We start from the raw sequence: 25315 nt of genomic DNA on the forward strand, positions 1-25315 counted from the left end.
CGGTTCTACCGCCGTTTCATCGGGATGTCGGTGAGCAGACAGCGTGGCACCGGCCCGGCCGGCAGCGTGCTGGATTGTCGATTGCAGGCGCCGTCCGGGCAACCGAACGATTCCTCATCCGGCTGGCCGGAACCTAGTCCGGGCAAGCCCACAGCGATCATCTGCCGCGCATTGGTGCCCAACAGTTGGCTCAACAGCACCATGATGGGGCGGCGTGCCCGAGCCTCGTCTTCGATGCGTGCCAGCAACTGTTGGCGGTCCTCGGACTGGCGGGCGCACTCTGCGCGCAACGCGCCCAGCTCCCTACACAGCATCGACAACGCCTGCCGCTCAGCACTTTCCACCACGTCACCCCCCGTTCCAACTAGCGCCGCAGAGGTGGGCTAGTTCACCTGAAACACCCTCGGTAAGTGCATAATGCACTAACGGGGCCGATCTGGGAACTGCAGCCTGGAGTACCGCACGAGGGGGGCTCGACCTTGTCGTATAACGAGCTACTGAGGAAGCTACTCGAGCGAATCCTCACCCATAACCGAGGCGAGACGATCGACACCGCCATACTCGATGACACGGCGCTGGACGATGCCGCCGCCGAGCTGTGGTCGGCCGCTCAGCCCACCGACCCGGATCACCCCTCGCTCGAGGACAGCGAGCGACTCGTCGTGGCCCGAAACATCTTGGGAACGCTGCACACCCTGCGGTACATGGTGCTACCCGACGGACCCGACGTTCAAGAACTCGCTCGCGCCATCGTCCTCGTTGAGCCGATAGCCCACCTCGGTATCGAGGCGATCCCTGAAGTGCTGCACAACATCCTCGGTGAGGCCGCCGATCCGGTCGCCCAAGCCGACCTCGCCGCACGGATACGGCAGTACGCCGAAACCACGACCGATCCAGTTCTTCTCGACGTTGCGCTCAACCTGCTCACGTCGGCCTTGGCCGCCACCCATACAGCACACCCCGACCGGGCGTGGATGCTGTCGACCTGCGGTGTCGCCTACCGAATGCGTTATGAGCAGCGTGGGGGGCTCGACGACTTGGATCGGGCGGTTCAGGTCGGGGAAGAGGCGGTGGCCGCCGCACCTGTGGGCCACTCCGAGCGCATGGGTGCATTGTCCAACCTGGGCCTGGCCTACCAGGTGCGCTACGAGCGCTTCGGTGGTCGCGACGACGTCGACCGAGCCATCGCGGTGGGTGAGCAGGCGGTGGCCGTCGGGCACCCAGACCACATCAGCCGGGCAGGGGCACTGTCCAACCTGGGTCTGGCCTATCGGATGCGATTCCGCAGCCTTGGGAGCCGAGACGACTTGGACCGAGCGATCGAGATCGGCGAGCAAGCGGCACTCGCGCTACCCTCCGATGATGCCAACCGGTCGGCCATGCTGGCCAACCTCGGCGATGCCTACCAAACGCGGTTGGAGCGCTACGGCGACTACGACGACTTGAACCGAGCGATCGAGGTGTCACGTCAGGCAGTGACCGCTGTACCCGTTGGCCACCCCGCCCACGCGGTGACGCTGACCAGTCTCAGCCATGCCCACCTGCGGCGATTCGAGCGCCTCGGCGGTCGCGATGACCTCGACCGAGCGGTCGAACTGGGCGAGCAGGCGCTGGCTGCCACACCCGTGGGCCACACCGAGCGCGCGGGGATGTTGGCATCACTGGGAGCCGTGTTCCACACCCGATTCACCCACAGTGGGGTGTTGGCCCACCTGGAACGCGCGGTCGATATCTGCGAGCAGGCAGTGACCGCCACACCGCACGACCACCCCAACCGCGCGCAGTACCTGTCCAACCTCGGCAACGCCTACCAGTCGCGATTCACACACAGCGGAGTACTAGCCGATATGGACCGCGCGATCGAGGTCGGCGAGCAGGCGGTGACCGCCACACCGCACGACCACCCCGACCGCGCGCAGTACCTGTCCAACCTCGGCAACGCCTATCTCGCGCGCCACGACCAGCGTTGGGCACCGGCCGATCTGGATCGGGCGATCGAGGTCGGCAGGCAGGCGGTGATCGCCGCATCCCACGACTACCCCGATCGGGCGAAGTATCTGTCCAATCTCGGCAACGCCTACCGAACGCGATATGAACGTCACGGGATACCCGATGACCTGGATCAGGCCATCCAGGCAGGCGAACAGGCGGTGGCCGCCACTCGCACCGACCACCCCGACCGAGCGATCGCGTACACCAATCTCGGGAACTCTTACTTGCTGCGCTACGAGCGGCACCGGGCACCCGCCGATATCGATCGCGCGATCGAGACCGGTCGGCAAGCGGTGTCCACTCTGTCGGCCGATCACCCTGGACGGGCGGTGATGCTGTCCAACCTCGCGTACGCCTATCAGGTCCGATTGAATCTGGGCGGCCAGGCCGTGGACCGGGAGACCCTGCACACCCTTGCCGATCAGGTTGCTGCTGCGGTGACCGCGCCGCCGGTCCATCGGGTTCGGGCAGGAAGTGGAGTGGGGTTCCTGGCACACGCCGTCAACGAGCACCGACTCGCGGCGACAGTGCTGGATGGCGCTGTGGCGCTGATGCCTTCGGTAGTGTCGCGGGAATCGCAGTGGGCCGACCAGGAACACCGTCTCGGCCGACATCTTGGCCTGGTCGGTGAGGCCATCGCCGCCCATTGTGCGCTCAACGACACGGTGGGTGCGGTCGAGGTCAGCGAATTGGGACGCGGCGTATTGCTGGCCGCTCAACTGGATTCGCGCACCGACCTCACCGATCTCGACCGAGCCCACCACGATCTGGCCGAACGCTTCCGGCGAGTTCGGGCGATGCTCAACACCGACCGAACGCCCGACAATGCCCCCGGCGGAGCAACCGCTCGAGCCACCGATTGGATCGGAGAACGCCGTCGCTGGTGGACAGAACACGATGAGCTGCTGAAGCAGATCCGCCAGCGAGACGGCTTCGACCGATTCCTGTTGCCGCCGCGTCTGAGCGACCTGCACCCCGCCCTCGCCGAGGGCACCGCGATCATGGTCAATGCCGGGCGAAATCGCAGCGACGCGATCGTCATTGGCGCTGACACCGATCCGGTCGCCGTGCGGTTGCCCGACCTTGCGTTCGCTGACGTCGTTGCCCACACTCAGATGCTGCTGGACGCCAGCGAGGGCGACAGCCTCGTGGCAATGCTGCGGCGCCGGCGTGTGATACCGGAGATTCTCGGCTGGCTCTGGGATGCGGTCGTCCACCCCGTCCTCCGGACCGGACTGTTGCCTGCCCGCACCGATGCGTCACTGCCGCGGGTGTGGTGGCTGCCCATCGGACTGCTCGGCCTCTTCCCGCTGCATGCCGCCGGTCACGATGGACATCCCGGGGCCCTCGACACCGTGATCTCCTCCTACGTCCCCACTTTGCGCGCCCTGGTTCATGCCCGCGGGCGAGCGCCCGCCACCGTGCGCCGCCAACTGACAGTCGCGCTGCATCACACGCCCGGCTTGCCGGACCTGCCCGGAACTGTCGACGAAGCCACCTCCCTGCACGCACACCACCCCGACATCCCGCTTCTTCTCGACGATTCCGCGACCACCGATCACGTTCTTGCGGCCCTTCCGCGGGCCAGTTGGGCACACTTCGCCTGTCACGCCAGTGTCGATTTCACCGCTCCTTCGCGAGGCGGATTGCGTCTGCACAACGGAACGCTGTCCCTACCCGAGATCAGCCGACTCCAACTCGCCGAGGCCGAGCTGGTCTACCTGTCCGCTTGTTCCACCGCGCACCGCGGGATCGGGCATGCCGATGAATCCCTTCACCCGGCATCAGCGTTCCACCTCGCTGGATTCCGACATGTCATCGCCAGCCTCTGGCCCCTCGCCGACGACATCGCCGCCATCAGTGCCACCGACTTCTACGAACACTTGCCCCCAACTCCCACCGCAGACCACGCCGCTGTCGCACTTCACCGCACCTCCCGCAGCCTGCGTGCGCAGTACCCCGACCGTCCCGACCTCTGGGCGGCACTCATCCACAGCGGCCCCTAGATCGTCGAAAGTCATAGTCGCCGAATCTCAGCCGACGACGGCAGGCGGTAGCACTGGGCCCTGGCTCCCGGTGAACGGCTCGAGTTCGGCCGCATCATCCAGTGACAACGGCGAATTCTTGCGCATGTCATGTCCTGAACCAGAGTGTGTCCGGACCGCAATGCACACCACAATCACCCGGCTCATCTAGATCGCGATGCCACTCACACCACGCCGGACACGAAAGAACAGTGGCCACAATCGTTCCCCCATTGAATTGGGCCAGTCCTGCTGTGCTGGTGTCGAATTGGCCGTACACGATGTTCGCACCCGCCTCGCGGGCAAGTAGTGACCGCTCGGCGCAGTAGTGCCGTTTCAACTCCGTGGCGCTCGTAGCCGGGCAGCACGGCCACGGCGCGGATTTTTGCTGCCTGCAGGACTGCGGCACGTCCGAAGCCGGCGAGCACCGTCAAGTCTCCGGACTCGCCGGGGGATTCAACCAGCGAGTAGGAACATGCTGTGTAAGCATCGGTGGTATGCCGATTTCTGCGGAATCCGTTGCACATATCCGACTGACGGTGTGCGATATCCGCCGGTCGAGGGCCTTCTACGAAAAGGTCTTCGGATGGCCTGTAGCACTGGAGATCCCCGCCGATGCGGACGACGCAACACGGCAGCGGCTCAGTTTTCTCCATGGCGGGGTGATCTACCGAATGGAACATGGATTGATCGGACTGCGCCCAGCTGGGAACGATCGGTTCGACGAGAACCGCGTCGGCCTCGACCATCTCGCTTTCTCGGTCGACTCACTCGCTGACCTGGAAGCCGCTGCCGCGCACCTCGATGCCTGCGGGGTCGCGCATGAGGACATCAAAGACATCGGCGTCAGTTACATCTTGGAGTTCCGCGACCCCGACAACATTGCGCTCGAGTTAGTTGCTCCGAGGTAATCGCCGCTGAGCCCCATCGCCTTGCGCTCCGGAATGGTGAGGCAGCGCGCCGACGCGCGTGGGCCAACAGAGAAGCATGCCCGGCACCCCCGCCTACACCAGCGGTCCCGCGCGCGACTGGACCGCCTTCTACGGCAACCGGTCCTAATCCAGCTGCGACAAATGGAGATCAAGCTAGGCGACTGGCCGAACTCGGCGAGAAGGGTGTGTCACGGTTCCGGGTTGTCGATGTGGCGGTCGACGGTGACCCGGGCCGCGTGCTCGTCAAACCGGTTGGCGACGAGGTTACGAGTTCCCCACTCACACATCCGATCTCGGCAGCGCGTTTCCGTGGACCCGCGGCGGCTGTGGGTGCATCCATTGCGGGAACGTCCACGCCTCGATCCGGTGACTCTCGGCGAAAAGGCGGCCGGCGCCATCCGTTTTCACCAAGGCGCTCGAGCGGGTGGGGTGATGGGTTTCGTTCGGGTTTGGCCCGCAGCTGGGGCGGCAGGTGTGATGGTCCGGTCTTGGCGACGCTGCCGGTGCCGTCCGGTTGGAGTAGGCCCCAGCCGGACAGAAGCTTCGGGTCCTTTGTGCCTGTCATCGATTCGAACGACTACGGGGACGGTGCTTTTCGGCTATCTTGGCGGGGGTGCACCGGGTTGGTGGCGGGCCGGTATTCGGGGAGTGGGAGGTTTACCGTGGTGGATCCTGTGACGGCAGCGGTGGTTGCGGCGATCGCCGCGGGCGCGGCAGCGGGGGTGAAAGACACTGCGGCGCAGGCGGTGAAGGACGCCTATACCGGGTTGAAGAGTCTGATCTCGCGTAAGTACAAGGATGTGGATATGTCGGGGGTGGAGCGTAAACCCGACTCGGAGTCGAAGAAGGCTTCCCTGGCCGAAGATCTCGAAGATGCCGGCGCTGCGGGGGATGCGGAGCTGGCTGCTGCGGCGGTGGCGGTGCTGGAGGCGCTGCAGCAGCACGCTCCGCATGTCGTGGTGGGTGCGGAGGTTCGTGATCACATCGCCGAGGCGTTGAAGATCACCGATATCGACTCGACCGGTGACGGGGTTCGCGTCACCGGTGGCACGATCACCGGTGCGACCGAGATCAGCGGAATCCGTGCGGGTTTCCAGGCGCTGCCGGACCCCACCACGGCGCGGGACTGATCCCTGGCAGCAGCTCCGCGCCATCTGCCCCCACCGGCGGCGGGAACGTCGACATTGCTGGGAGCACCTTCTACGGTGACGTCACGGTCACCACCTCGGGCGGCGCGGTGGTGCGGCGGCCGTTGCGGGAGCTGGTCCGTGTATTCGGTCGCGAGGACCTGCCGACGGTCGGTGAGCTGGACCCGTATCTGTTGGGGGCGACCAGTTCGGCGTTCGGTGGACCCGCCGAGCATGGCGTGCGTGACCGGTATGTCGCGCGGACGGCGAACCGGGTCGATACCCGGCTGGCCGAGGCGTTGACCGGCTCCCGGATGGTGATCGTGGTGGGGCCGTCCAAGGCGGGCAAGACCCGCACCCTGTTCGAGGCGGTCCATGCCTTCGATCCGGGTGCGCGGGTGGTGTGGCCGGTGCACGGCGGGATCGGTGAGCTGGCTGTGGATCCTCGCCTGGCCGCAAGCGCAGACACGGTCGTGGTGTGGCTGGATGACCTGCACGAGTATCTGTCCGGCCCGAATTCCCTGACTCCTGCCGAGCTGGCTCGGCTGACCGCTCGCCGGGGCCGGACGCTGGTGGTGGCGACGTTGCGGTCGGAGATGCGTGCCCAGTTGCGCGGTGACGGCGAACTGGGGCGTGAGACTCGTATGCTGCTGGAACAGGCGCTGCTGATCGATCTGGCCTCCACCAGCGACGATCCTGCCGAGTCAGCCGCGGCCGCGGCCGCGTACCCCGGGCAGGCATTCGACGGTTACGGGCTGGGTGAGGTGCTGGCGGGGGCGCCGGAGTTGCTGGCACGTTACGACGACGCGCGGGCGGCCGACCCGATCGAGCATGCTGTGATCGCGGTAGCGGTCGACTGGGCACGGATAGGGCGATCCGAGCCGATTCCCGAGGCCGCTCTCACCGATTTCGCGATCCAATGGTTGCGGGAGACCCGTCCGGAACTGGATACGACTGATGAGACGGTGCGCGCTGCGATCACGGCCGCGCGGACACCCCCGCAGGGGGCGGGCCGGGCGGCGGCGTTGCACACCCGCTACCTCGACGGCGGAATGCGCGGGTACCGGCCGTTCGACTACCTCGTCGCCGCCGACGGCGGTCAAAACGGCCACAGCCGGCGACCTATCCCGGATGCGTTCTGGCACCGAGCGACCCACGACGCCGACCCCGAGATTCTGACGACGGTCGGGACTGTCGCCTTTTTCCGTGCGAACACCTCCATCGCGGGCACACTGTGGCGCAAGGCTGCCGACGCCGGGCACCTCGACGCGATGTGGAACCTCGGGGTCCTGCTCACCGAGCAGGGAGACCGGGCAGAGGCGGAGGACTGGTACCGCAAGGCCGCCGACGCCGGACACCCCGGCGCGATGATGAGCCTCGGGGTCCTGCTCGTCGAGCGGGGGGACGGGGTGGAGGCGGAGTCGTGGTTGCGGAATGCCTCCGACACCGGGTTTCCCGGCGCGATGTACAACCTCGCGGTCCTGCTCACTCAGCAGGGAGACCTGGCAGAGGCGGAGGACTGGTACCGCAAGGCCGCCGACGCCGGGAACCCCGACGCGATGTACAACCTCGGGGTCCGGTTGAACAAGCGGGGAGACCGGGAGGGGGCGGAGGCATGGTATCGGAAGGCCGCCGACGTCGGGCACCTCGGCGCGATGTACAACCTCGGGGTCCTGCTCGTCAAGCGGGGAGAGCGGGCAGAGGCGGAGGCATGGTATCGGAAGGCCGCCTATGTCGGGCACTCCGGCGCGATGTCGAACCTCGGGGTTCTGCTCGTCAAGCGGGGAGAGCGGGCAGAGGCGGAGTCGTGGTTGCGGAAGTCCGCCGACGCCGGGTACCCCGACGGGATGTACAGCCTCGGGGTTCTGCTCGTCGAGCGGGAAGACCGGGCAGAGGCGGAGGGCTGGTACCGGAAGGCCGCCGACGCAGGACACCCCGACGCGATGTCGAACCTCGGGGTCCTACTCGCTGAGCGAGGGGACGGGGTGGAGGCGGAGTCGTGGTTGCGGAAAGCCGCCGACACCGGGCACTCCGGCGCGATGGACAACCTCGGGGTCCTGCTCTACGAGCGAGGCGACAGGAAGGGGGCAGAGTCGTGGTTGCGCAAGGCCGCCGACGCCGGGCACTCCGGCGCGGTGGACAACCTCAGAGCCCTGCTCTACGAGCCGGGCGACGAGAAGGCGGCAGAGTCGTTGTTGCGGAAGGCCGCCGACGCCGGGAACCTCCACGCAATGGCAATCCTCGGGATCCTGCTCGACGATTGGGAAGACCAGCAGAACCAGAAGCGGAAGTTCTGGTTGCGCAGCGCTGATGACGGTGCATCGTCGTGAAGGACGTCGTTTTTTGGGGTAAACCCCAACACCACGCTCGCGACCGCGCCGAAAAGTGTCAGTCACCGCATTTCTCTCTGACCGAGTCGGGCGGCGTTGCCGGGCACGGGCACGACCCTGCCGTCTCGCTGAGCATCTACAGCGACGCGCAGCCCGAGGACTTGCGTGCGGCGGGGGCCGCGCTCTTCGGATGATGTGAGTGCTCTCCGTGCGTTGGCACACTGCTGGCACATTCGAAGTGCCAAACAGTCTCCGAAGAGCGCTAACCCCCTCTGACTTGGTCGGGCTGACAGGATTTGAACCTGCGACCACCTGACCCCCAGTCAGGTGCGCTACCAAGCTGCGCCACAGCCCGTTGCGCCCTGTTGTTCGGGCGCTCGGAAAGATTACCTCAGGGGTGGGCGAGACGCCGAATCGCCTGGTTATCGGTGTGGCGGGTGGGGTGTGAGGGGTCAGCGGGGGGTGACTCGGGCGGCGGCTCGGGATTCGTCGCCGACGGTGAACCAGACGTCGAGGGCGCTGCCGTCGCGGCGGCCGATGAGGCGGACCTGTTCGCCCGCCTGCAACGGTTTCGTGTATTCGATGACGGTGCGGTGCGGGCCGGACATGAGGTCGCTGTGGGTGGCGAGGATTTCTTCCAGTGCGCTGAGGTAGACGGCGTTGTTGACGTGGTCGAGCCAGTCGATATCGGCGACGCGGAGCGGGAAGGGCAGCTCTTGGACTCCGGGGCCGGCGGGTAGTGGGTCGGTGAGGGCGGCCTTCCAGCGCAGACGGTGTTCGGTGGTGCTGGCGAGCATGGGGGCCATGAAGCGGTCGCTCATGCGGGCCGGAACGCCGGATTCGGTGCCGAAATGGATCAGGAATCCCTCGGTTTCCACCAATCCCCCCTTGCTGCCGCAGATTTGGACGCGCATATTGCACCAGCGGTTGGACAGGGCCGAGCACCAGCGGCGCAGCGTGACGTGTTCGCCGAATTCGATGGGCTTGAGTACGTCGATGACCGTGCGGCGGACCACCCAGCCGCGGTGGGCGTCACCGTCCTCGACGGCATCGAGGTGTTCGAAGCCGATGTCCTGCAGGTAGCGGGCGATGGCGTCGAGGCGCAGGCGTCGGTCCCGGTCGGTGTCGGCGAGCCGGACCGGCCAACCTGTTTCGAACGGGGTTCCGACGGCAGGGCGTTCCGGCAGCACGCTGGGAATGACCATGAACGGATAATGCCAGGTACCGGCCGTCCGGCTGCACGCCGACCCGCCGACGCGATCAGCGCGCCGCGATGCTCCCGTCAGTGGTGATAGCCGGCCGCATTCGGTTACTTAACGTTGAAGGTATGAGTCCACCGGCCACCCCGTGGTCGAACCAGCCCGAGGGCCTGCCCGCCAAGGAGTCCAGTGGCACCGAGCTGGCAGTCGACCGAGTAATACTCACCGCGATCACAATTCCGCGGAATCGGTTGCGGCCGAACCAACCCGATCTCGGCATGCTCGTGGGAACCACCATCGTTGTCGTACTGGCGTTGGTGGTCGGCTTCCTGTTCACGGGCCGATCCGGAGACGCCACACCAACCAGCGGATCGGCGGCCGCCAGCACCGCCGCCGTGCCAGCGAACGCGGTCCAGGTCAACCGCGGACTGACCATCGGCGAGGTCACCGCGAACGACGGCAAAACAATGACGGTGGCAGGGCTATTGGGGGCGACGACCAAGGTGCACATCAACGCCAACACCCAGGTGCTCGTCCTCAGCGGCACCAGCGTGTCGAATGTGAAGGTCGGCGCCGCTGTCGTCGTGCACGGCGATAAGGAAGCCGACGGCTCCATCACCGCGAACCTGATCGTCGGCAGCGGGCTCTGAACCGCGGTTAACGCACCACAGGCTCGTCCGCGGCCATGACCGCGCCCGTGAGTTCGACCGACCGGAGCCGGTCGTCGATCTCCGTGGCGTGATGGGCGACGATGAGCTCGTCCGCGTCGATGGAGCCCGCGAAATCTTCCAGGTACGCGCGAACTTCGGCGGGTGTGCCGACCGCGGTGTATCGAGTCATCGCGGCGAGCTGGCTGCCGTTCGACGAGGCGAGGAATGCGTCGATCTCCTCGTCGGTGAAGTCGGCACCCGCCGCACCCCGCCTGAGCATGGCTCGTGCCCGCGCACGGTAGGCGATCGCCTTCTGTTCGGCCGCCGCATCATGATCATCGGCGGCGAACACATTCAATCCGGCCATCACATACGGTTCGGCCAGCTGCTCCGACGGCCGGAAATTGTCGCGGTAGACGGCGATCGCTTGGTGCAGCGCGTCGGGCGCGAAGTGCGATGCGAAGGCATACGGCAGACCGAGCTGCGCGGCGAGCTGCGCACCGAACAGTGACGAACCCAAAATGTATAGCGGCACAACGCCTTCCGCCCGCGGCACCGCCTGCACGCCGGGCACTCGCGTTCTCCCCGTCAGGTAGCCCTGCAACTCCAGCACATCCTTGGGAAAGGAGTCCGCCGATGTCGGGTCCCGGCGCAGCGCGAGCATGGTTTTCTGGTCACTGCCCGGCGCGCGGCCGAGTCCGAGGTCGATGCGTCCGGGATACAACGTCTCCAGGGTGCCGAACTGCTCCGCGATCACCAGGGGCGAATGGTTGGGCAGCATGATGCCGCCCGCGCCGAGCCGAATCGTGTCGGTATGCGCCGCGACGTGGCCGATCAGAACGCTGGTGGCGCTGGACGCGATCGAGCGCATGTTGTGGTGTTCGGCGTACCAGACCCGCCGGTAGCCGCTGCGCTCGGCGACCCGGGCCAGCGCGACGCTGTTATCGAAACTTTCGCGCGCGGTGCGGCCGGGGGCGATCGACGCCAAGTCGAGGATCGACAGTGCGGTAGGCATAAGGACGTTGCCTTTCGAAATCAGAGAACGCGGTGGAGTTCTTCGGTGAAGGCCCGGATGCGGGCGTCGTCGCGGCGGTAGTAGGTCCACTGGCCGCGCCGGGTGGCGTTGAGGAATCCGGCGCGCTGCAGGATCGCCAGATGCGCCGAGATGGTCGAAGCCGAGGTCCCGGCCTTCTGCTGGATGAGACCGACGCATACACCGAGTTCGGCGGTGTCGGGTCCCCGTTCCGGGAAGTTCGTGTCCGGATCCTTGAGCCAGGCCAGGATGCGCAACCGGGTCTCGTTCGCCAGCGCCTTGCACTCGTCGAGCACACCTACCTCCCTTCGATATTTCGCTAATTAACGAACTTACGCCGTGCGCGGCGGCTCGGCACCGTGACGCAGCGCACGCTGGGCGTCAGAGGAGCAGGGATCCCGCGCGTTTGACGGTGCGGATCACCGGAGCAGTTTCGACGGTGGTGATGCCCGCTAGCCCGGCGATGCGTTCGGTGAGGTAGCGGCCGAGGTCGTGCGGGTCGCGGCAGTTCACGGCCGCGACCAGGTTGGTGGCACCCGTGGTGACCGCCGCGAAGGAAATCTCGGGGTGGCTGGCCATGGCTTCGCCGACCGTGACGGTGGCGGCAGGTTGGGTGGCGATCCAGAGACGGGCTTCGGTGCCGAAATCGAGTGCGGCGGGCGGGATATCGAGTTGATAGTGCAGGATTCCATTGCGCCGCATGGTGTCCATGCGGCGGCGGACCTTGGTTTCGGACCACTGGGTGGCGGTGGCGAGGTCGGAGTAGGGGGTGCGGCCGTCGTGGTTGAGGGCGCGCAGCAGGGATTTGTCCCCTTCATCCAGATGCAAGGCTCCGTCTTCGATGTCGACGGGGGCGGGGCGCAGGTGGTCGACCTGGTCGGGGGTCAGTGCATTCAGACCCTGCCAACCGTCGGGCAATACGAAGCCGCGCAGCAGGAGGTGGGCGGACATGGCCACGAGTCGGCTGGTGCGCGGAAGTTTGTGTAGCAGTAGGGTTTCCTGCTCCTCTGTGCTGCGGGTCTGCACGGTGCAGGACACCTCGGTGCCCGCGGAGAGCAGATAGACGAACGACGTATCCGTCCGGGCCGCAAGGGCTTTCGCGACCGATCCGGCAGCGTCCGGGGTGCAGCGCAATCGGATCGTCCATTGGACGTAGCCGAGGCGGTGACCATTGACAAGTCCGATCACTCTGAGCGCGTGGACATTTCGAAGCTGACGGTAGCGGCGGGCGACGGTGTTCTCGGAGACGTCCAGGATTTCGGCAATGGTTCGGAAGGATGCCCGGCCGTCGATCTGCAGCGCGTGGATGATGCCTCGGTCGACGGTATCCATCATCAGGTCTCCATTCATGACAGTTTCCAACAATATTAGCCGTGACGCTGGCAGATGCCGCTCCCGCGCCGCCACGATCGGAGCATGACCGAAAAGATCCTCGTCCTCGCCGCCACCGGAAACATCGGCAAACAACTCGTCCACCAACTCCGGACAGCCGGCCACAGCGTGCGCGCGGGCACACGCACCCCCGCGGCAGCCGAATTCCCGCCCGACGTGCAGGTCGTGCGCGCCGAACTGTCGCAACCCGAAACCCTCATCGACGGCCTGGAAGGCACCGATGGGGTCTTCCTGTTATGGCCGCTGCATACCGGCGCACAACTACCGAAGGCGCTCGACATCATCGCCGAGCACACCCGCCGAGTGGTGTTCCTCGGCACCGGCGGCATCCCGGATCTGAGCTTCGAGGAGCAGGAAAAGCTGGTACACGGCTGTGGCATCGAATCGGTGGTGATCCGGCCGAGTACTTTCGCCGTCAACACGCTCTGGTGGGCAAAGGAAATTCGCATCGGCGACATCGTGCACGGCATCCACGGCGAGCTGCCGATGAGCCTGATCCACGAGGCCGATATGGCGGCCGTGGCCGCCCGCGCACTCATCGAAAACGGCCACGCCGGAGCGACTTACACGTTGACCGGACCGGAAGTGCTCACCCGGGCCGAGCAGGTGCGGATCATCGGCGAAGTACTCGGCCGCTCCTTGCGCTGGGCCGAACTCACACGCGACCAGGCCAGGCAGCGGCTGCTCGCGGACGAATCCTTCCCCGACTCGTTCGTCGAGGTCCTGCTCGACGGATACGACAAGATGATGGCCGCACCACGACCGGTGACCACCTCCACCGTCGCCGACCTCACCGGCCGCCCGGCGCGTTCCCTGGCCGAATGGGTATCCGACCACCGCGCCGACTTCCGCTGATCGCGATGGCGACTGCGCGGCACCCGAACAGGCGAATTCAGGCGAGCAAGAGGCTGGCGATCGGTGTGGTGGTCGGCTTGGCCGAGCCACCCGCGGGTTCGACCGTGACGGCCAGGGTATCGACGGTATCGAAGCGGGTGACCACCGACGATCCGGCAACCGACACCACGATCGCGACCGACCGCGGTGCACCGTCCGCGGACACCAGCCAGACCTGATAGCTGCGCCCATCCGGCGGTGCGGGTACATCGTTGAAACTCACCAGCGCGGTGGCGATCTCGGCAGAGCTGCGCACCATCAGCGACCCGCCGGAGGACACCGGCACCAACCGCGTCCGCAGATCGGGCTGCGCGAGCACCGCATCGGCGCTCATACCGCGCGACGCGGCTGGCGCGTCGTGGTAGGTGACCGCCGCGACGCCCACCCAGATCGCGACGATCACCGCGGCGGCCGTCACCAGCCACCCCAACCGCCCGCGCCACCGATGGCGGACGGGGCGGCGCTCGGCAGCGAGCGACTCGTCCAATGCCCGCAGCAATGAGTTCTCGACCTCCGGCGGCGGCGCGATGGCGTCGACAATGGTGAGTGAGGCCAGCACTTCCCGCAGGTCATAGACCGTGGCGGTGAACTCGGCCGCGATGGCCTCGTCCACATGCTCCAGTCGGCGTTCGATACGAAAGCGCTCGATCTCGTCGACTGAATCCAGCGCGTACGGGTAGGCCTGGTCGAGCAAGTCCGCGGCCGATCGGTCGTGGTCGCTCATCAATTGTCACCTCCGGACAGACAGTGTGCGAGACGTTTGAGCCCGTCCCGAATACGGCTCTTGACGGTGGGCAGCGGGATATCAAGCTCTTCGGCAACCTCGGGGTAGGTTCGTCCGCTGTAGTAGGCCAGCGCCACCGCCTCCCGCTGCACGTCGGTCAAGGTCTGCAGGCAGCCGAGGACGGCCTGCGCATCGAGGTGCTGGTCGACCGTTTCGGTAACGACATCGTGATCACGTCCCAGATGCGTATGCCCGTAGACGATGTCGCGGGTCGACGCCGAGCGTTCGCGACGGACTCGGTCGACCGCGCGCCGATGGGTCAGCGTCATCAGCCACCCGACCGGGCTGGACAAGGTGGAGTCGTAGCGCCCTGCCTGCGACCACACCTGCAGATATACCTCTTGCACAACCTCCTCGGCCTCGGCGTGGCTGCGCAGGACGCGCACCACCATGCCGAAGACACGGTGACTGGTCGCGCGATAGAACTCGGTGAATGCGGCGCGATCCCCCGCCGCCACGGCTACGAGTTGATCGACCAACTGTCGATTGTGCTCGGCTTGTTCGGCACTGCGGTGCAATGAACAGTAACCGGCGGGCGAATCGCCGTCGGCGGCATCGGTGTGCAGGGGGAGGACGATGAACTCCGGATCAGGGTTCATGGCCACCTCCTACCTAGTTGGCGTGGCTGTGCGGATATCGGATGGATCGGCTGCGACAACATGGCAAAACTCGACTCCTGACCAGGCCGGGACCATATAGGAGATGGGCGTGCCGGTCGAGCGGTCAAGGGCAGGCCGCGGCATCCGAGCTCACTGGAGTTCGCGCCGCACCGCCAACCGGATTGGTAGAAATCCAAACTAACCCCGTGTACAGAAGGTCACTGGGCGTTTGCCGAATTCCGCTGGCAAGCAGGGGCCAGACCAGAACGGACGCCGCTGCTGGGCAGCGGCGTCCGTTCGGTTGGCTGGGTGCCGGGTTATTTCTTGCGGTCGCGCTTCTCACGGACGCGCACCGAGATGCGGACCGGGGAACCGTCGAAGCCGAATTCCTCGCGCAGACGGCGCTCCAGGAAGCGGCGATATCCGGCCTCCAGGAAGCCCGTTGTGAAGAGCACGAAGGTCGGTGGGCGGGTGGTCGCCTGAGTGGCGAACAGGACGCGGGGCAGGCGGCCGCCGCGCATCGGCGGCGGTGTCGCCGCGACGACTTCCTTGAGCCAGGTGTTCAGACGACCAGTGGAGATGCGCTTGTCCCAGGATTCCAATGCGGTTTCCATCGCGGGGACGAGCTTTTGGACGGCGCGGCCGGTATGCGCGGAGATGTTGACGCGCTGTGCCCACGGCACCCGCACCATGTCGCGGTCCACTTCCCGGTCCAACTGCAGGCGACGGTCCTCGTCGACCAGATCCCACTTGTTGAAGGCCAGCACGAGCGCGCGACCGGAGTCGGCGACCATGCTGATCACCCGCAGATCCTGTTCGGTGATCGGCTCGGAGGCGTCGATCAGCATGATCGCGACCTCGGAGGCCTCCAGCGCCGCCTTGGTGCGCAGCGACGCGTAGAACTCCATACCGCTGGCATGGGAGACCTTGCGGCGCAGTCCCGCGGTGTCGACGAACTTCCAGATCTTGCCGCCCAGCTCGACCAGCGAGTCGACCGGGTCGACGGTCGTGCCCGCGACGTCGTGCACGACCGAACGCTCGTCGCCGGAGAGCTTGTTGAGCAGGCTGGACTTGCCGACGTTCGGCTTGCCGACCAACGAGACCCGGCGCGGACCGGTGCCGCCGGTGCCCTCACGCGGGGTCTCCGGGAGGATTTCCAGAACATCGTCGAGCAGGTCACCGGTGCCGCGGCCATGCGAGGCGCTGACCATGCGCGGCTCGCCGAGGCCCAGCGACCACAGGGCGGCGGCTTCGGCCTCGACGCGTTCGTCGTCGACCTTATTGGCGACCAGGATCACCGGAATCTTGGACCGGCGCAGCTTCTTGACCGCGGCCTCGTCGGTGGCGGTCGCGCCGACTACCGCGTCGACCACGAGCAGGATCGCGTCGGCGGTCTCCATGGCCAGTTCGGCCTGGCGGGCGACCGACTGCTGCAGCCCCTTGGCGTCGGGCTCCCAACCACCGGTGTCCTGCACGAGGAAGCGGCGCCCCGCCCAGCTCGCCTCATAGGAGATGCGGTCGCGCGTCACACCGGGGATGTCCTCGACGACGGCCTCACGGCGGCCGAGGATCCGGTTCACCAGGGTCGACTTGCCGACATTCGGGCGACCGACCACCGCGACGGTCGGCATGGCGAGATGTTCCTCGTCGCCGAACTCACCCTCGAGATCGACCATCTCCCAATCGGATTCGTCACTCCAGACGCCATCGCCCGCGAGCACGTCCTCACTCACTGTGCACTTCCTGTCCGGCCTGTCGAAACCTGCCGCACCACAACGCGATACAGCTCGTCGATGACCTCATCCATATTCAGCTCGCTGGTGTCGACCAGCACCGCGTCGTCGGCCGGACGCAGTGGGGACACCGTGCGGGTGGAGTCGAGGGTGTCGCGCCGCTGCACGTCGGCGAGCACGGCCTCGTAGTCGTCGCCGCGGCCTTCGGCGATGTTCTGCTGATTGCGCCGATGGGCGCGGGCCTCGGCGGAGGCGGTGAGGTAGATCTTGGCGTCCGCGTCCGGCAGCACGACGGTGCCGATATCGCGGCCCTCGACCACGATTCGCGCTGCGGCGGAAGCGATTTCGCGCTGCATGGCGACCAGCAGATCGCGCACCTCGGCCACCGCGGAAACCGCGGAGACCGCCTTGGTGACCGCATTGCCGCGGATCTCGGCGCAGACGTCCTCACCGTCGAGCAGGATCACCTCGCGGCTGGGATCGGTGCCGATGGTCAGCGGCAGCTCCTTGACCGCGGCGCCGATCGCCGCCGCATCGGTGAGCTCGACACCGGCACGCAACACCCGCAACGTCGCCACCCGGTACATCGCGCCGGTATCCAGATAGCTGGCGCCGAGCCTGGTGGCCAGTCGCCGCGAGACGCTGGATTTGCCGGTGCCCGACGGCCCGTCCATGGCAACGATCAGCGGTGTGCTGCCTTCAACCATCGCGGGGACCTCCACGGGAATCTCTACACCGTTCACAACGACACCGCCTCGTAAAGTTTGCCGACTTCATCGCGGCCGATCACGCGCAGCGTGCCGGGCCGTTGGTCGCCGAGCGCGACCGGACCGATATTGGTGCGCACCAGCCGGGTCACCGGATGGCCGACCGCGTCCAGCAGTCGGCGCACGATGTGCTTGCGCCCTTCATGCAACACGATCTTGACCAGCGAACGTCCCTCGCCCAGTTCGAGCACCTGGAACCTGTCGACCTTGGCCGGGCCGTCGTCGAGTTCGACGCCGTCCCTGAGTCGCTTGCCGATCGACTTGTTGACCTCGCCGTTCACCGTCGCCAGATAGGTCTTGGGAACCTCGAAGGACGGGTGCATGAGCCGGTGGGCGAGGTCGCCGTCATTGGTGAGCAGCAGCAGGCCCTCGGTGTCGGCGTCCAGCCTGCCGACGTGGAACAGGCGCTGACCAGCGGCGATGCGTTCGGCGACAATATCGCCGACGCACGGGCGGCCGAGATCATCGGACATGGTGGACTGCCAGCCCTTGGGCTTGTTCAGCGCGATATGGACCAGTTCCTCACGCACCATCACGCGAGTGCCGTCGACACGAACCACCGCGTTCTGCGGATCGATCCGCAGGCCCTGCTCGGTGACGATCGCGCCGTCGACCTCGACCCGGCCCTGGGCGATCATCTCCTCGGCCGCGCGGCGCGAGGCGACACCGGCCTTGGCCAGCACCTTCTGCAGCCGCTCGCCCTCGCCCCACGGCATCTTCTCGTGGCCGCCCTCCGCGGGCTGCTCGACATGCTGCTTCTTGGCGGGCTTGGCATTGCTCAGCAGCGGGGCCGAGACGACCTTCTTCTGCGGCTTCGGGGTCTTGGCCTTCTTACCGACGGGCGTCGACATCGCTGCCGAAGCCGGGCGGCGCGACGGATTGCCTTGCTGCGCGGAGCTTCCCGGTGCGTAACCGCGTGCGCCAGTGGCACGCGAGGCCGAACCGCCTTGTGCGGCACCGCGATATGCGTCGCTACGCGAACCCCGGTGATCGGAGCCCTGCGACGAGCCGCGGTAACCCGAGCCGCCCTGCGCGGAACCGCGGTGACCGCCGTCGCCCTGGGACGAACCGCGATAGCCGCCACCCTGCGACGCGCCACGTCGATCGGAGCCGCGCTCGGCCGAACCGCGATAGCCGCTGTCACCCTGCGCGGAACCGCGGTAGCCGCCGCGCGAGGAGCCATGCTGATCGGACGAGCCGCGGTAGTCCGAACCACGCGACGACGCGCCGTAGCCTCCCTCGCCCCGCGACGAACCGCGGTAACCGCGATCTGCCTGCGCGGATCCGCGGTATCCGCCACTACTGTCCGAATTCCCCCGGTAACCGCCTTGCGCGGAGCCGCGCTCGGAACCTCCCCATGAGGCCCCGCGCTGCGTACCTCCCCGTTGTGCCGAACGCGCGTCACGTGCGCTTCGGCCTGCGCCGCCCCTTCCGGGCTGGTCGCTTCTGTTCCTACGATCCGGTGTGCCATCTCGGCGAGCGGGCGTATTCATGTTGTCCTGTCAGTCTTCTCCGGTACCGAGATCCAAATCGGTCTCGGCGGTTTTCTTCAGCCTGGTGTAACGGGGGTCCGTCTCCAGGCTCTCGTTGATCTCATCGATCAGGTCGACGCCCGGCAGTAGGGGCGCCAGCGGCGGCAGATCGGTCAGCGATGCGAGTCCGATCCGTTCCAGGAACAGCTCGGTCGTGCGGTACTGCGTACCGTTCGTCTCCGGGTCGACCCCGGCCTCGGCGATCAGTCCGCGAGCCAGCAGGGTTCGCATCACGCCGTCGACGTTCACGCCGCGCACCGCGCTGACCCTGGTCCGGGTCACCGGTTGGCGGTATGCCACCACCGCCAGTGTTTCCAATGCCGCCCGCGTCAATTTCGACCGGGCGCCGTCGAGCAGCATCCGTTCCACATACGGCGCGTACTCGCTGCGAGTATAGAAGCGCCAGCCGTCACCGACGAAACGCAGGTCGATGCCACTGCCCCGCGCGGACAGTTCCGCCGACATCTCGTGCAGCGCCCGCTCCACCCGCGCCGCGTTGTCCTGCAGAGCGTCGGCCAGCAGCTCTACCGGGGCCGGAGCGTCCACAATGAGCAACATCGCCTCGAGCGCCGACCGGAATTCAGCGTCATCCAACGGCTCCGGCGTGAACTCCGCCACTCCGCCCGCGGAACGGGCCGCGCCGTCGTCGCTGGGCATGGTGGCGGCCGTTGACGCCACGGCCTCCGCACTCTCGCCACGACCGGTCGACCCACCCGCAGCGTCTTCGATTCGACCGTCGTGAGTGCTCGGCGATGCGTGCTCGATGCCGTTGTGGTCGAGGGGTGCCGCATCGTCGGCGCGCTTGCTGAGCTCCTCACTCACCCGTAGTCCTCCTCGATTGTCACGGTGTCGGCGGTCTCGTCCTTGGGGTCGCCGGTCCAGCTCACCGAGAGCGGGCCGAGCGGGTCGGGTTGGTCGAACTCGATCGTCTTACCTCGGTACAGCTCGAGCAGGGCCAGAAACCGGGCGACGATCTGGATCGGCACTTCGCAGTCGGCGACCAGTTCGCCGAAGGTCGTCCAGCCGCCCGGTCCGCGCAGTTTGAGCTGTTCGAGCACGAGCGCGGCCTGTTCGGCGACCGAGAAGGCGTGCTGGTGCAGATGGTCGAGTCCGACCTTGGGCGCCGGTCTCGGCCGGAAGGCCGCGGCGGCGATCGCGGCGAATTCGTGCGCGTCCACCCCCAGCGTAACCTCGGGCAGCAGGTCGGCGAAGCGCTCCTCCAGCCCGACCGCGCGCGGGTAGCGGCGCAGCGCGACCGCCTCCAATTCGCCGAGCAGTTCGGCGACCTGCTTGAACGCGCGGTACTGCAACAGCCGGGCGAAGAGCAGGTCCCGCGCCTCGAGCAGTTCGAGATCGTCGGAGTCGGTCACCTCGCCCGAGGGCAGCAGCCGCGCCGCCTTGAGATCGAGCAAGGTGGCGGCGACGACCAGGAATTCGGTGGTCTGGTCCAGGATCTTGTCGGCGCGCAGCGTGTCCTGCTGCCCGATGCTCGCGGTCAAAGCCTTGGTATAGGCAATGAATTCGTCGGTCACCTGATGCAGCGCGATCTCGGTCACATCGAGCTTGCGCGAGCTGATCAGATTCAACAGCAGATCGAACGGCCCTTGAAAGTTGCTCAGCCGCAGCTGAAACCCGGATTGCTGCACCCCCGCGGAATCGGACTCGCTCGTGCCGACAGCCGGGTCCGGCGTTCCGGCAGGCCCGCCACCGGAATGGTCTGGTCCAGCCACATCCACCGGCGCCACCCCGGAATCACGCTGCGTCGCCGCGGAATCACTCGACGCCGACACCTGCGCGGCATCGACGCCACCGCGTCTATCGGCAGAATCATCCGAATCGGGCGTGGGGTCGGCAGACACATGACGCCCGGCGCCGGAGCCCTGATCGGCGAACTCACCAGACTCCGAGCCGAGCGTTTCCGTGTTCGTCGATGGCGCCGGTTCAGTACCGCCGATCACCGGCCGGACCGGTGGATGACTTCCCGCGCCATCGCCCGATATGCTTCGGCCCCACCGGATTTCGGTGCCCATGTGGTGATCGGTTCACCCGCGACGCTGGCGTCGGGGAAGCGCACGGTCCGCGAGATCGCCGTGTCGTACACCAGATCGCCGAAGACCTCGACGACGCGCGCCATGACCTGGCGCGAATGTAGTAGCCGCGCATCGAACATGGTCACTACGATGCCGTACAGGCTCAGGCGCGGATTCAGCCGGTCGCGCACCTTCTCCACGGTGTCGTTGAGCAGCGCGAGCCCGCGCAGCGAGAAGTATTCGCATTCCATCGGAATGATGACGCCATCGGAACAGGCCAGCGCGTTCACCGTCAGCAGGCCGAGCGAAGGCTGGCAGTCGATGAGGATGTAGTCGTAGCGGTCGCGCACCGGTTCCAGCGCGCGGCCCAGTGTCTGCTCCCGGCCGACCTCGTTGACCAGCTGGATCTCCGCGGCCGACAGATCGATATTGCTCGGCAGCAGGTCCAGATTCTCGACGCGGGTCTCCATGAGGACATCGTCGATGGAGACCTTTGACCCGATCAGCAGGTTGTGCACGGTCAGGTCGAGATCGTGGTGTGCCACACCCAATCCGGCGGACAGGGCGCCCTGCGGATCCAGGTCGACCAGCAGTACCCGACGGCCGAACTCCGCGAGCGCCGCGCCCAGGTTGATGGTCGAAGTGGTCTTGCCGACGCCGCCCTTCTGATTGCACATGGCCACGATCAGGGCATCGCCGTGCCGCTCGACCGGCGGCGGGTCGGGCACGACACGCAGCGGACGCCCGGTAGGACCGAGCGCCGCGTCCTCGGGGACGGGTTCGGCGCCGTTGCCCCACAGCGTTTCCGCCGCGGCCTCCGAGTACGGACCCATCCGGGGCCCCGTAAGCGGCTGCGCCCCAGCACTCATCGGCGGCTCCGCCGCGCCGGCTGTCGTCACGATCCGCTGCTCCTTATACGTTCCTGCCCGTTGCCTTCGCCCGACTCCGGCATCATCTGCCCGAGCGTAGCGAGGCCGATCAGGCCCGACCTCGCTTTCGTACGGTCCAGCTCTCGATAGACGCTACCGCTTGACAGCGCAAGACCCGCGCTCGGACACGCGACACCCACGTTTACCTGCGCAGCCGTCCACTCCCCTCAACGCCGTTGCGGTCCCTGTCCCACGCCACCTCGCCCCGCGCGATGCGACCGAGCTGTCGGAAGTATTCGAACCGGACGATACCCGGTGTAAAGCCTTTGCCATGCAACCCACCTCACCTCGATCCCGGAATACGCGGGCTCGCACCCACAACGAGAGGCAATCGGACCGCAGTCCCGATTCCTCCGCCGGAATCGCGAATTCACCTACCGCCGAGGCCTTTTCGCAGGCAGCGACTATTTTGCCGGTCCGAGTTCAGCGGCCACGGCACCGGCGAGCAACTCCCGAGCCCGCTCGAGGGAGACCGATCCGCTCAACCATCGTTCGCTCAAGCCCTCGACCAATGCCGTGAGCCGTTCGGCGGTCGCGGCAGAGTCCAGAACATTGGGCCCGAGTCCCGCGTCGGCCGCCGCCTCGACGAGCATGCGGACATCGTCGTCCCAGGTTCGCGTGCTGGCACGCAACTGTTCGCGCAGGTCGTCGGAGAAAACCGCGGTGGCCCGGAGCTCACCCCAGGCGATGCTGTTATTGCGAACGTCGGGGTTGTCCTGAATTTCGAGCAGCAGCAGTTGTTCGAGTTGCGCGCGTGGATCGGTACCGGAAAGCGCCGGTGCGGTGTAGCGCTCGGCACGCTCGTTGATGTGCTCGAGCGCGCGGCGCAGCACGCCAGCACGATCCTTGAAGTGGTAGTAGATCAACGCTACGGACACACCCGCTTCGGCGGCGAGTTTCTCGATCCGCAGCCCGCGCACGCCGTCCTGGGCAATGACGCGAATGGCTGCTTCCAGGATCTGGGTCTGACGGTCGGACACGGAACCTCACTTTACGTAGGTCTGCACAGCGGTCGGCCAACCCTGAGCGGGACCGGCCGAGCACCGCCACTAGTCGGCGGGTTCCTGCTGCGTGGTGCAGTGAATGCCACCACCGCCCGCGGCAATGCCATCGATATTGATCTGCACCACCTGCCGATTCGGGAACACTCGCTCGAGGGTGACCCGCGCGGCCGCATCGCCTTCCGGATCACCGAATTCGGGTGCGATGACAGCGCCGTTGCAGACGTAGAAGTTGATATAACCCGCCGCGAAGTCATCGGATTCGAATCGGGGTCGCACGGTGGCCGGTCCCTCGATCACCTCGACCTGCAGCGCAGTGCCGTGCACATCGGTCGCCGACCGCAGGATCTCCAGATGCCGTCGCGTGACGTCGTAATCGAAGGAATCCGGATCGGTGTCGAATCCGGCGACGACCACACCAGGACGGGCGAAGCGGGCATAGAAGTCAGTGTGACCATCGGTGATGTCATGGCCCGCGATACCGGGCAGCCAAATGATCCGCTCGAGTCCGAGCAGGTATGCGAGTTCCTCCTCGACATCCTTCTTCTTCCAGCCCGGATTCCGATTGTTGTTCAGCACACAGCTTTCGGTAATGATCGCGGTGCCCGCGCCATCGACCTCGATGCCGCCGCCCTCCAGCACCAGATCGGTCTCCAACCGTTCGACGCCCGCGCGGCGGGTGACGAAGTCGGCCACATCGCGATCCCGCTTGTGTTCCTGCTTCCTACCCCAACCGTTGAAGTTGAAGTCGACGCCGACTTTGGCGCCGTTGCCCCGCACGAATACCGGGCCGGTGTCGCGCATCCACAGATCGTCGAGCGGAGCTGGCACGAGTTCTACATTCGCGCCGACGAGATTGCGGGCCAGATCCATCTCCTCGGGTCGCACCAGCATCGTCACCGGCTCGAATTCCACGATCGTCTGGGCGATTCGGGCTAGATCGCGCTGCACCTGCGCCAGGAGTTCGCGACCCCAGATCCGTTCGCTCGCGCCGAACGCCATCCAGGTTCGCTTGTGCGGGTCGCCCTCTTCCGGCATCAGCCCGCGGCGCCCAGCGTCGTCATGGCGCACCTTGGGAACCGGCGACGAGGAATCGTTGCATCCGCCCAGAAGCAGGGCACCCAGGGCCGCGCTCGCCTGCACGAATCGACGTCTCTGCACTTGTCACTCCTGATGAATTGCGCGCCCCGCCGCATCGGCTCACGGTCTCACGGCGCGCCGCGGGATCGAACGCCCGCTGATTGCGTGGTCGAGTACTGACTGACCACCTGGCGACCCAACCATAATCCTGACTGAATTTTCAGTCAAGAATTGTGCGGTCAGCAACCGACCGACGTCGCGGGCCGGGCCGTTCGTCGAATCCCCGACCTACCGACTCTGGCAGAAGTAAATGCGCCCGCCGACTCTGTGGCTAGCGTGCGCGTGGGTGGGCGGTGGCCCACACCTCGCGCAGGGTGTTCACGGTGACCAGGGTGTAGATCTGGGTGGTGGTCACCGAGGCGTGGCCCAGAAGTTCTTGGACCACCCGCACATCGGCGCCGCCGTCGAGCAGATGTGTCGCGAAGGAATGGCGCAGCGTGTGCGGGGAGACGGTGGCGCCGATGCCCGCGCGTTCGGCGGCGGTCTGCAAAACCTGCCAGGCACTCTGCCTCGACAGCCGTCCGCCGCGCGCGTTCAGGAACAGCGCTCCCGCAGTGCCTTTCCCGTTCGCCGCGAGCACCGGCCTGCCGCGCACCAGATACGCGTCGACCGCGGCGAGCGCGGGCCGGCCGATCGGAACCATGCGCTGCTTGCCGCCCTTGCCGTGCAACACCACGGCACGTTCGTCGGTGTCGAGGTCGTCTACATCGAGTCCGACCATCTCCGAGATCCGCGCCCCGGTCGAATACAGCAGCTCGAGCAGCGCGCGGTCGCGCAATCCGCGTGGCCCGCCGTCGGTTCCGGCCCCATTCGCATCACCGATCGGCCCGCCCCCCGCGGCCTCCAGCAACCGCAGCACCTGGTCGTATGGCAGGGCTTTCGGCAATCGACGCCCGGGGGCGGGCGGTTTCACCGCATGCGCGACATCGGTACTCGTCATCCCCTCGGCCGCCGCGAATCGATGCAGCCCGCGCACCGCGATCAGCGCACGGGCGACCGAACTGGCGGCCAGCGGCGGGTGCGTGGCCCCGCCCACCCGCAGCACCATCGTGAATTCCGCGACGTCGGCCTCCCCGACCTGCTCGAGCGCCGTAAAGCCGCGCCCGGTCAGGAAATCCCGATACCGGTCGAGGTCGCGACGATACGCGCCGAGGGTGTTGCGCGCGGCGCCGCGCTCGACCGCAAGATGATCGAGGTAGGCCTCCACCTCCCGCGTGAGCACCACCC

General features: G+C 66.7%; 24 protein-coding genes and 1 tRNA gene. 7 read left to right on the forward strand and 18 right to left on the reverse strand.

Going from position 1 to position 25315, the window contains the following annotated elements:
• Nucleotides 1–5: 5 nt before the first annotated feature.
• Nucleotides 6–344: a hypothetical protein gene (locus ACHQ4I_RS29630; protein ID WP_420775162.1), complete on the reverse strand. Its 339-nt coding sequence runs from the start codon at nucleotides 342–344 to the stop codon at nucleotides 6–8.
• A gap of 135 nt (nucleotides 345–479) precedes the next feature.
• On the opposite strand from ACHQ4I_RS29630, the gene ACHQ4I_RS29635 reads away from it, so the two are divergent.
• A complete protein-coding gene (locus tag ACHQ4I_RS29635) occupies nucleotides 480–3998 on the forward strand; it encodes a CHAT domain-containing protein (RefSeq protein ID WP_420775163.1) in 3519 nt (1172 codons plus the stop codon).
• A gap of 203 nt (nucleotides 3999–4201) precedes the next feature.
• Here the strand turns inward: ACHQ4I_RS29635 and ACHQ4I_RS29640 are convergent, their stop codons facing one another.
• Nucleotides 4202–4543, reverse strand: coding sequence for a GNAT family N-acetyltransferase (locus ACHQ4I_RS29640; RefSeq protein ID WP_420775164.1), 342 nt, complete (start codon nucleotides 4541–4543; stop codon nucleotides 4202–4204).
• Here ACHQ4I_RS29640 and ACHQ4I_RS29645 point away from each other — a divergent pair.
• The 4 genes from ACHQ4I_RS29645 to ACHQ4I_RS29660 all read left to right on the forward strand — a co-directional run bounded on the left by ACHQ4I_RS29645 (nucleotide 4514) and on the right by ACHQ4I_RS29660 (nucleotide 8599).
• Nucleotides 4514–4927 carry a VOC family protein gene (locus ACHQ4I_RS29645; protein ID WP_420775165.1) on the forward strand — a complete coding sequence of 138 codons (414 nt, stop codon included), beginning with the start codon at nucleotides 4514–4516 and terminating at the stop codon, nucleotides 4925–4927. The genes ACHQ4I_RS29640 and ACHQ4I_RS29645 overlap by 30 nt on opposite strands.
• A 683-nt stretch (nucleotides 4928–5610) precedes the next feature.
• A complete protein-coding gene (locus ACHQ4I_RS29650; protein ID WP_420775166.1) occupies nucleotides 5611–6078 on the forward strand; it encodes a hypothetical protein in 468 nt (155 codons plus the stop codon).
• A gap of 122 nt (nucleotides 6079–6200) precedes the next feature.
• Complete coding sequence (locus ACHQ4I_RS29655; protein WP_420775167.1) at nucleotides 6201–8405, forward strand: tetratricopeptide repeat protein; 2205 nt, start codon at nucleotides 6201–6203, stop codon at nucleotides 8403–8405.
• The gene (locus tag ACHQ4I_RS29660) at nucleotides 8402–8599 is read left to right on the forward strand and encodes a hypothetical protein (RefSeq protein WP_420775168.1); all 198 of its coding nucleotides are present in this window, start codon (nucleotides 8402–8404) and stop codon (nucleotides 8597–8599) included. Before ACHQ4I_RS29655 ends, ACHQ4I_RS29660 begins: the two co-directional genes overlap by 4 nt.
• A gap of 84 nt (nucleotides 8600–8683) precedes the next feature.
• On the opposite strand, the gene ACHQ4I_RS29665 is transcribed toward ACHQ4I_RS29660, so the two are convergent.
• Together ACHQ4I_RS29665 and ACHQ4I_RS29670 are read right to left on the reverse strand one after the other, a co-directional pair.
• A tRNA-Pro gene (locus ACHQ4I_RS29665) sits at nucleotides 8684–8760 on the reverse strand.
• A 97-nt stretch (nucleotides 8761–8857) separates the two neighbouring features.
• Complete coding sequence (locus tag ACHQ4I_RS29670; protein ID WP_420775169.1) at nucleotides 8858–9610, reverse strand: acyl-[acyl-carrier-protein] thioesterase; 753 nt, start codon at nucleotides 9608–9610, stop codon at nucleotides 8858–8860.
• Between the two features lie 122 nt (nucleotides 9611–9732).
• Between ACHQ4I_RS29670 and ACHQ4I_RS29675 the strand changes: the two genes are divergently transcribed.
• The gene (locus ACHQ4I_RS29675) at nucleotides 9733–10254 is read left to right on the forward strand and encodes a DUF5666 domain-containing protein (RefSeq protein ID WP_420775170.1); all 522 of its coding nucleotides are present in this window, start codon (nucleotides 9733–9735) and stop codon (nucleotides 10252–10254) included.
• 7 nt (nucleotides 10255–10261) lie between these two features.
• Here ACHQ4I_RS29675 and ACHQ4I_RS29680 read toward each other — a convergent pair whose 3' ends face one another.
• The 3 genes from ACHQ4I_RS29680 to ACHQ4I_RS29690 all read right to left on the reverse strand — a co-directional run bounded on the left by ACHQ4I_RS29680 (nucleotide 10262) and on the right by ACHQ4I_RS29690 (nucleotide 12637).
• Nucleotides 10262–11269: an LLM class flavin-dependent oxidoreductase gene (locus ACHQ4I_RS29680; RefSeq protein ID WP_420775171.1), complete on the reverse strand. Its 1008-nt coding sequence runs from the start codon at nucleotides 11267–11269 to the stop codon at nucleotides 10262–10264.
• Nucleotides 11270–11289: 20 nt separating this feature from the next.
• A complete protein-coding gene (locus tag ACHQ4I_RS29685) occupies nucleotides 11290–11583 on the reverse strand; it encodes an ArsR/SmtB family transcription factor (protein ID WP_420775172.1) in 294 nt (97 codons plus the stop codon).
• An 85-nt stretch (nucleotides 11584–11668) separates the two neighbouring features.
• Nucleotides 11669–12637, reverse strand: a complete 969-nt coding sequence (locus tag ACHQ4I_RS29690) for an Lrp/AsnC family transcriptional regulator (RefSeq protein WP_420775173.1) — start codon at nucleotides 12635–12637, stop codon at nucleotides 11669–11671.
• A gap of 66 nt (nucleotides 12638–12703) precedes the next feature.
• Here ACHQ4I_RS29690 and ACHQ4I_RS29695 point away from each other — a divergent pair, with 66 nt between their 5' ends.
• On the forward strand, nucleotides 12704–13534 hold the full coding sequence (locus ACHQ4I_RS29695; protein WP_420775174.1) for an NmrA family NAD(P)-binding protein: 831 nt from the start codon (nucleotides 12704–12706) through the stop codon (nucleotides 13532–13534).
• 37 nt (nucleotides 13535–13571) lie between these two features.
• On the opposite strand, the gene ACHQ4I_RS29700 is transcribed toward ACHQ4I_RS29695, so the two are convergent.
• The 11 genes from ACHQ4I_RS29700 to xerD form a co-directional block, all read right to left on the reverse strand.
• The gene (locus ACHQ4I_RS29700) at nucleotides 13572–14297 is read right to left on the reverse strand and encodes an anti-sigma factor (protein WP_420775175.1); all 726 of its coding nucleotides are present in this window, start codon (nucleotides 14295–14297) and stop codon (nucleotides 13572–13574) included.
• On the reverse strand, nucleotides 14297–14956 hold the full coding sequence (gene sigK / locus ACHQ4I_RS29705) for an ECF RNA polymerase sigma factor SigK (protein ID WP_420775176.1): 660 nt from the start codon (nucleotides 14954–14956) through the stop codon (nucleotides 14297–14299). The genes ACHQ4I_RS29700 and sigK overlap by 1 nt, the downstream gene beginning before the upstream one ends.
• Before the next feature lie 317 nt (nucleotides 14957–15273).
• The gene (gene der, locus ACHQ4I_RS29710; RefSeq protein WP_420775177.1) at nucleotides 15274–16689 is read right to left on the reverse strand and encodes a ribosome biogenesis GTPase Der; all 1416 of its coding nucleotides are present in this window, start codon (nucleotides 16687–16689) and stop codon (nucleotides 15274–15276) included.
• Entirely contained in the window at nucleotides 16686–17396 is a 711-nt protein-coding gene (gene cmk / locus ACHQ4I_RS29715; RefSeq protein ID WP_420775178.1) for a (d)CMP kinase, read from the reverse strand. Before cmk ends, der begins: the two co-directional genes overlap by 4 nt.
• Before the next feature lie 32 nt (nucleotides 17397–17428).
• Entirely contained in the window at nucleotides 17429–18307 is an 879-nt protein-coding gene (locus tag ACHQ4I_RS29720) for a pseudouridine synthase (protein WP_420775179.1), read from the reverse strand.
• 651 nt (nucleotides 18308–18958) lie between these two features.
• Complete coding sequence (scpB, locus tag ACHQ4I_RS29725; RefSeq protein ID WP_420775201.1) at nucleotides 18959–19645, reverse strand: SMC-Scp complex subunit ScpB; 687 nt, start codon at nucleotides 19643–19645, stop codon at nucleotides 18959–18961.
• A gap of 161 nt (nucleotides 19646–19806) precedes the next feature.
• Nucleotides 19807–20724, reverse strand: a complete 918-nt coding sequence (locus tag ACHQ4I_RS29730; RefSeq protein WP_420775180.1) for a segregation and condensation protein A — start codon at nucleotides 20722–20724, stop codon at nucleotides 19807–19809.
• 218 nt (nucleotides 20725–20942) lie between these two features.
• Complete coding sequence (locus tag ACHQ4I_RS29735; RefSeq protein ID WP_420775202.1) at nucleotides 20943–21851, reverse strand: ParA family protein; 909 nt, start codon at nucleotides 21849–21851, stop codon at nucleotides 20943–20945.
• 500 nt (nucleotides 21852–22351) lie between these two features.
• Complete coding sequence (locus tag ACHQ4I_RS29740) at nucleotides 22352–22927, reverse strand: TetR/AcrR family transcriptional regulator (protein WP_420775181.1); 576 nt, start codon at nucleotides 22925–22927, stop codon at nucleotides 22352–22354.
• A gap of 69 nt (nucleotides 22928–22996) precedes the next feature.
• Nucleotides 22997–24109, reverse strand: coding sequence for an agmatine deiminase family protein (locus tag ACHQ4I_RS29745; protein WP_420775182.1), 1113 nt, complete (start codon nucleotides 24107–24109; stop codon nucleotides 22997–22999).
• Between the two features lie 250 nt (nucleotides 24110–24359).
• On the reverse strand, nucleotides 24360–25310 hold the full coding sequence (gene xerD / locus ACHQ4I_RS29750; protein ID WP_420775203.1) for a site-specific tyrosine recombinase XerD: 951 nt from the start codon (nucleotides 25308–25310) through the stop codon (nucleotides 24360–24362).
• Nucleotides 25311–25315: the final 5 nt, after the last annotated feature.

Origin of the sequence: Nocardia nepalensis (assembly GCF_048910785.1) — a bacterium.
GTDB classification, from domain to species: domain Bacteria; phylum Actinomycetota; class Actinomycetes; order Mycobacteriales; family Mycobacteriaceae; genus Nocardia; species Nocardia nepalensis.

What these genes read in the sequence shown, in the direction of transcription:
- ACHQ4I_RS29645 (WP_420775165.1), top strand. Translation starts at nt 4,514, where the DNA reads ATGCCGATTTCTGCGGAATCCGTTGCACATATCCGACTGACGGTGTGC.
- ACHQ4I_RS29640 (WP_420775164.1), bottom strand. Translation starts at nt 4,543, where the DNA reads ATGTGCAACGGATTCCGCAGAAATCGGCATACCACCGATGCTTACACA.
- ACHQ4I_RS29670 (WP_420775169.1), bottom strand. Translation starts at nt 9,610, where the DNA reads ATGGTCATTCCCAGCGTGCTGCCGGAACGCCCTGCCGTCGGAACCCCG.
- ACHQ4I_RS29675 (WP_420775170.1), top strand. Translation starts at nt 9,733, where the DNA reads ATGAGTCCACCGGCCACCCCGTGGTCGAACCAGCCCGAGGGCCTGCCC.
- ACHQ4I_RS29680 (WP_420775171.1), bottom strand. Translation starts at nt 11,269, where the DNA reads ATGCCTACCGCACTGTCGATCCTCGACTTGGCGTCGATCGCCCCCGGC.
- ACHQ4I_RS29690 (WP_420775173.1), bottom strand. Translation starts at nt 12,637, where the DNA reads ATGAATGGAGACCTGATGATGGATACCGTCGACCGAGGCATCATCCAC.
- ACHQ4I_RS29695 (WP_420775174.1), top strand. Translation starts at nt 12,704, where the DNA reads ATGACCGAAAAGATCCTCGTCCTCGCCGCCACCGGAAACATCGGCAAA.
- ACHQ4I_RS29700 (WP_420775175.1), bottom strand. Translation starts at nt 14,297, where the DNA reads ATGAGCGACCACGACCGATCGGCCGCGGACTTGCTCGACCAGGCCTAC.
- sigK (WP_420775176.1), bottom strand. Translation starts at nt 14,956, where the DNA reads ATGAACCCTGATCCGGAGTTCATCGTCCTCCCCCTGCACACCGATGCC.
- cmk (WP_420775178.1), bottom strand. Translation starts at nt 17,396, where the DNA reads ATGGTTGAAGGCAGCACACCGCTGATCGTTGCCATGGACGGGCCGTCG.
- ACHQ4I_RS29720 (WP_420775179.1), bottom strand. Translation starts at nt 18,307, where the DNA reads ATGTCGACGCCCGTCGGTAAGAAGGCCAAGACCCCGAAGCCGCAGAAG.
- scpB (WP_420775201.1), bottom strand. Translation starts at nt 19,645, where the DNA reads ATGCCCAGCGACGACGGCGCGGCCCGTTCCGCGGGCGGAGTGGCGGAG.
- ACHQ4I_RS29735 (WP_420775202.1), bottom strand. Translation starts at nt 21,851, where the DNA reads ATGGGTCCGTACTCGGAGGCCGCGGCGGAAACGCTGTGGGGCAACGGC.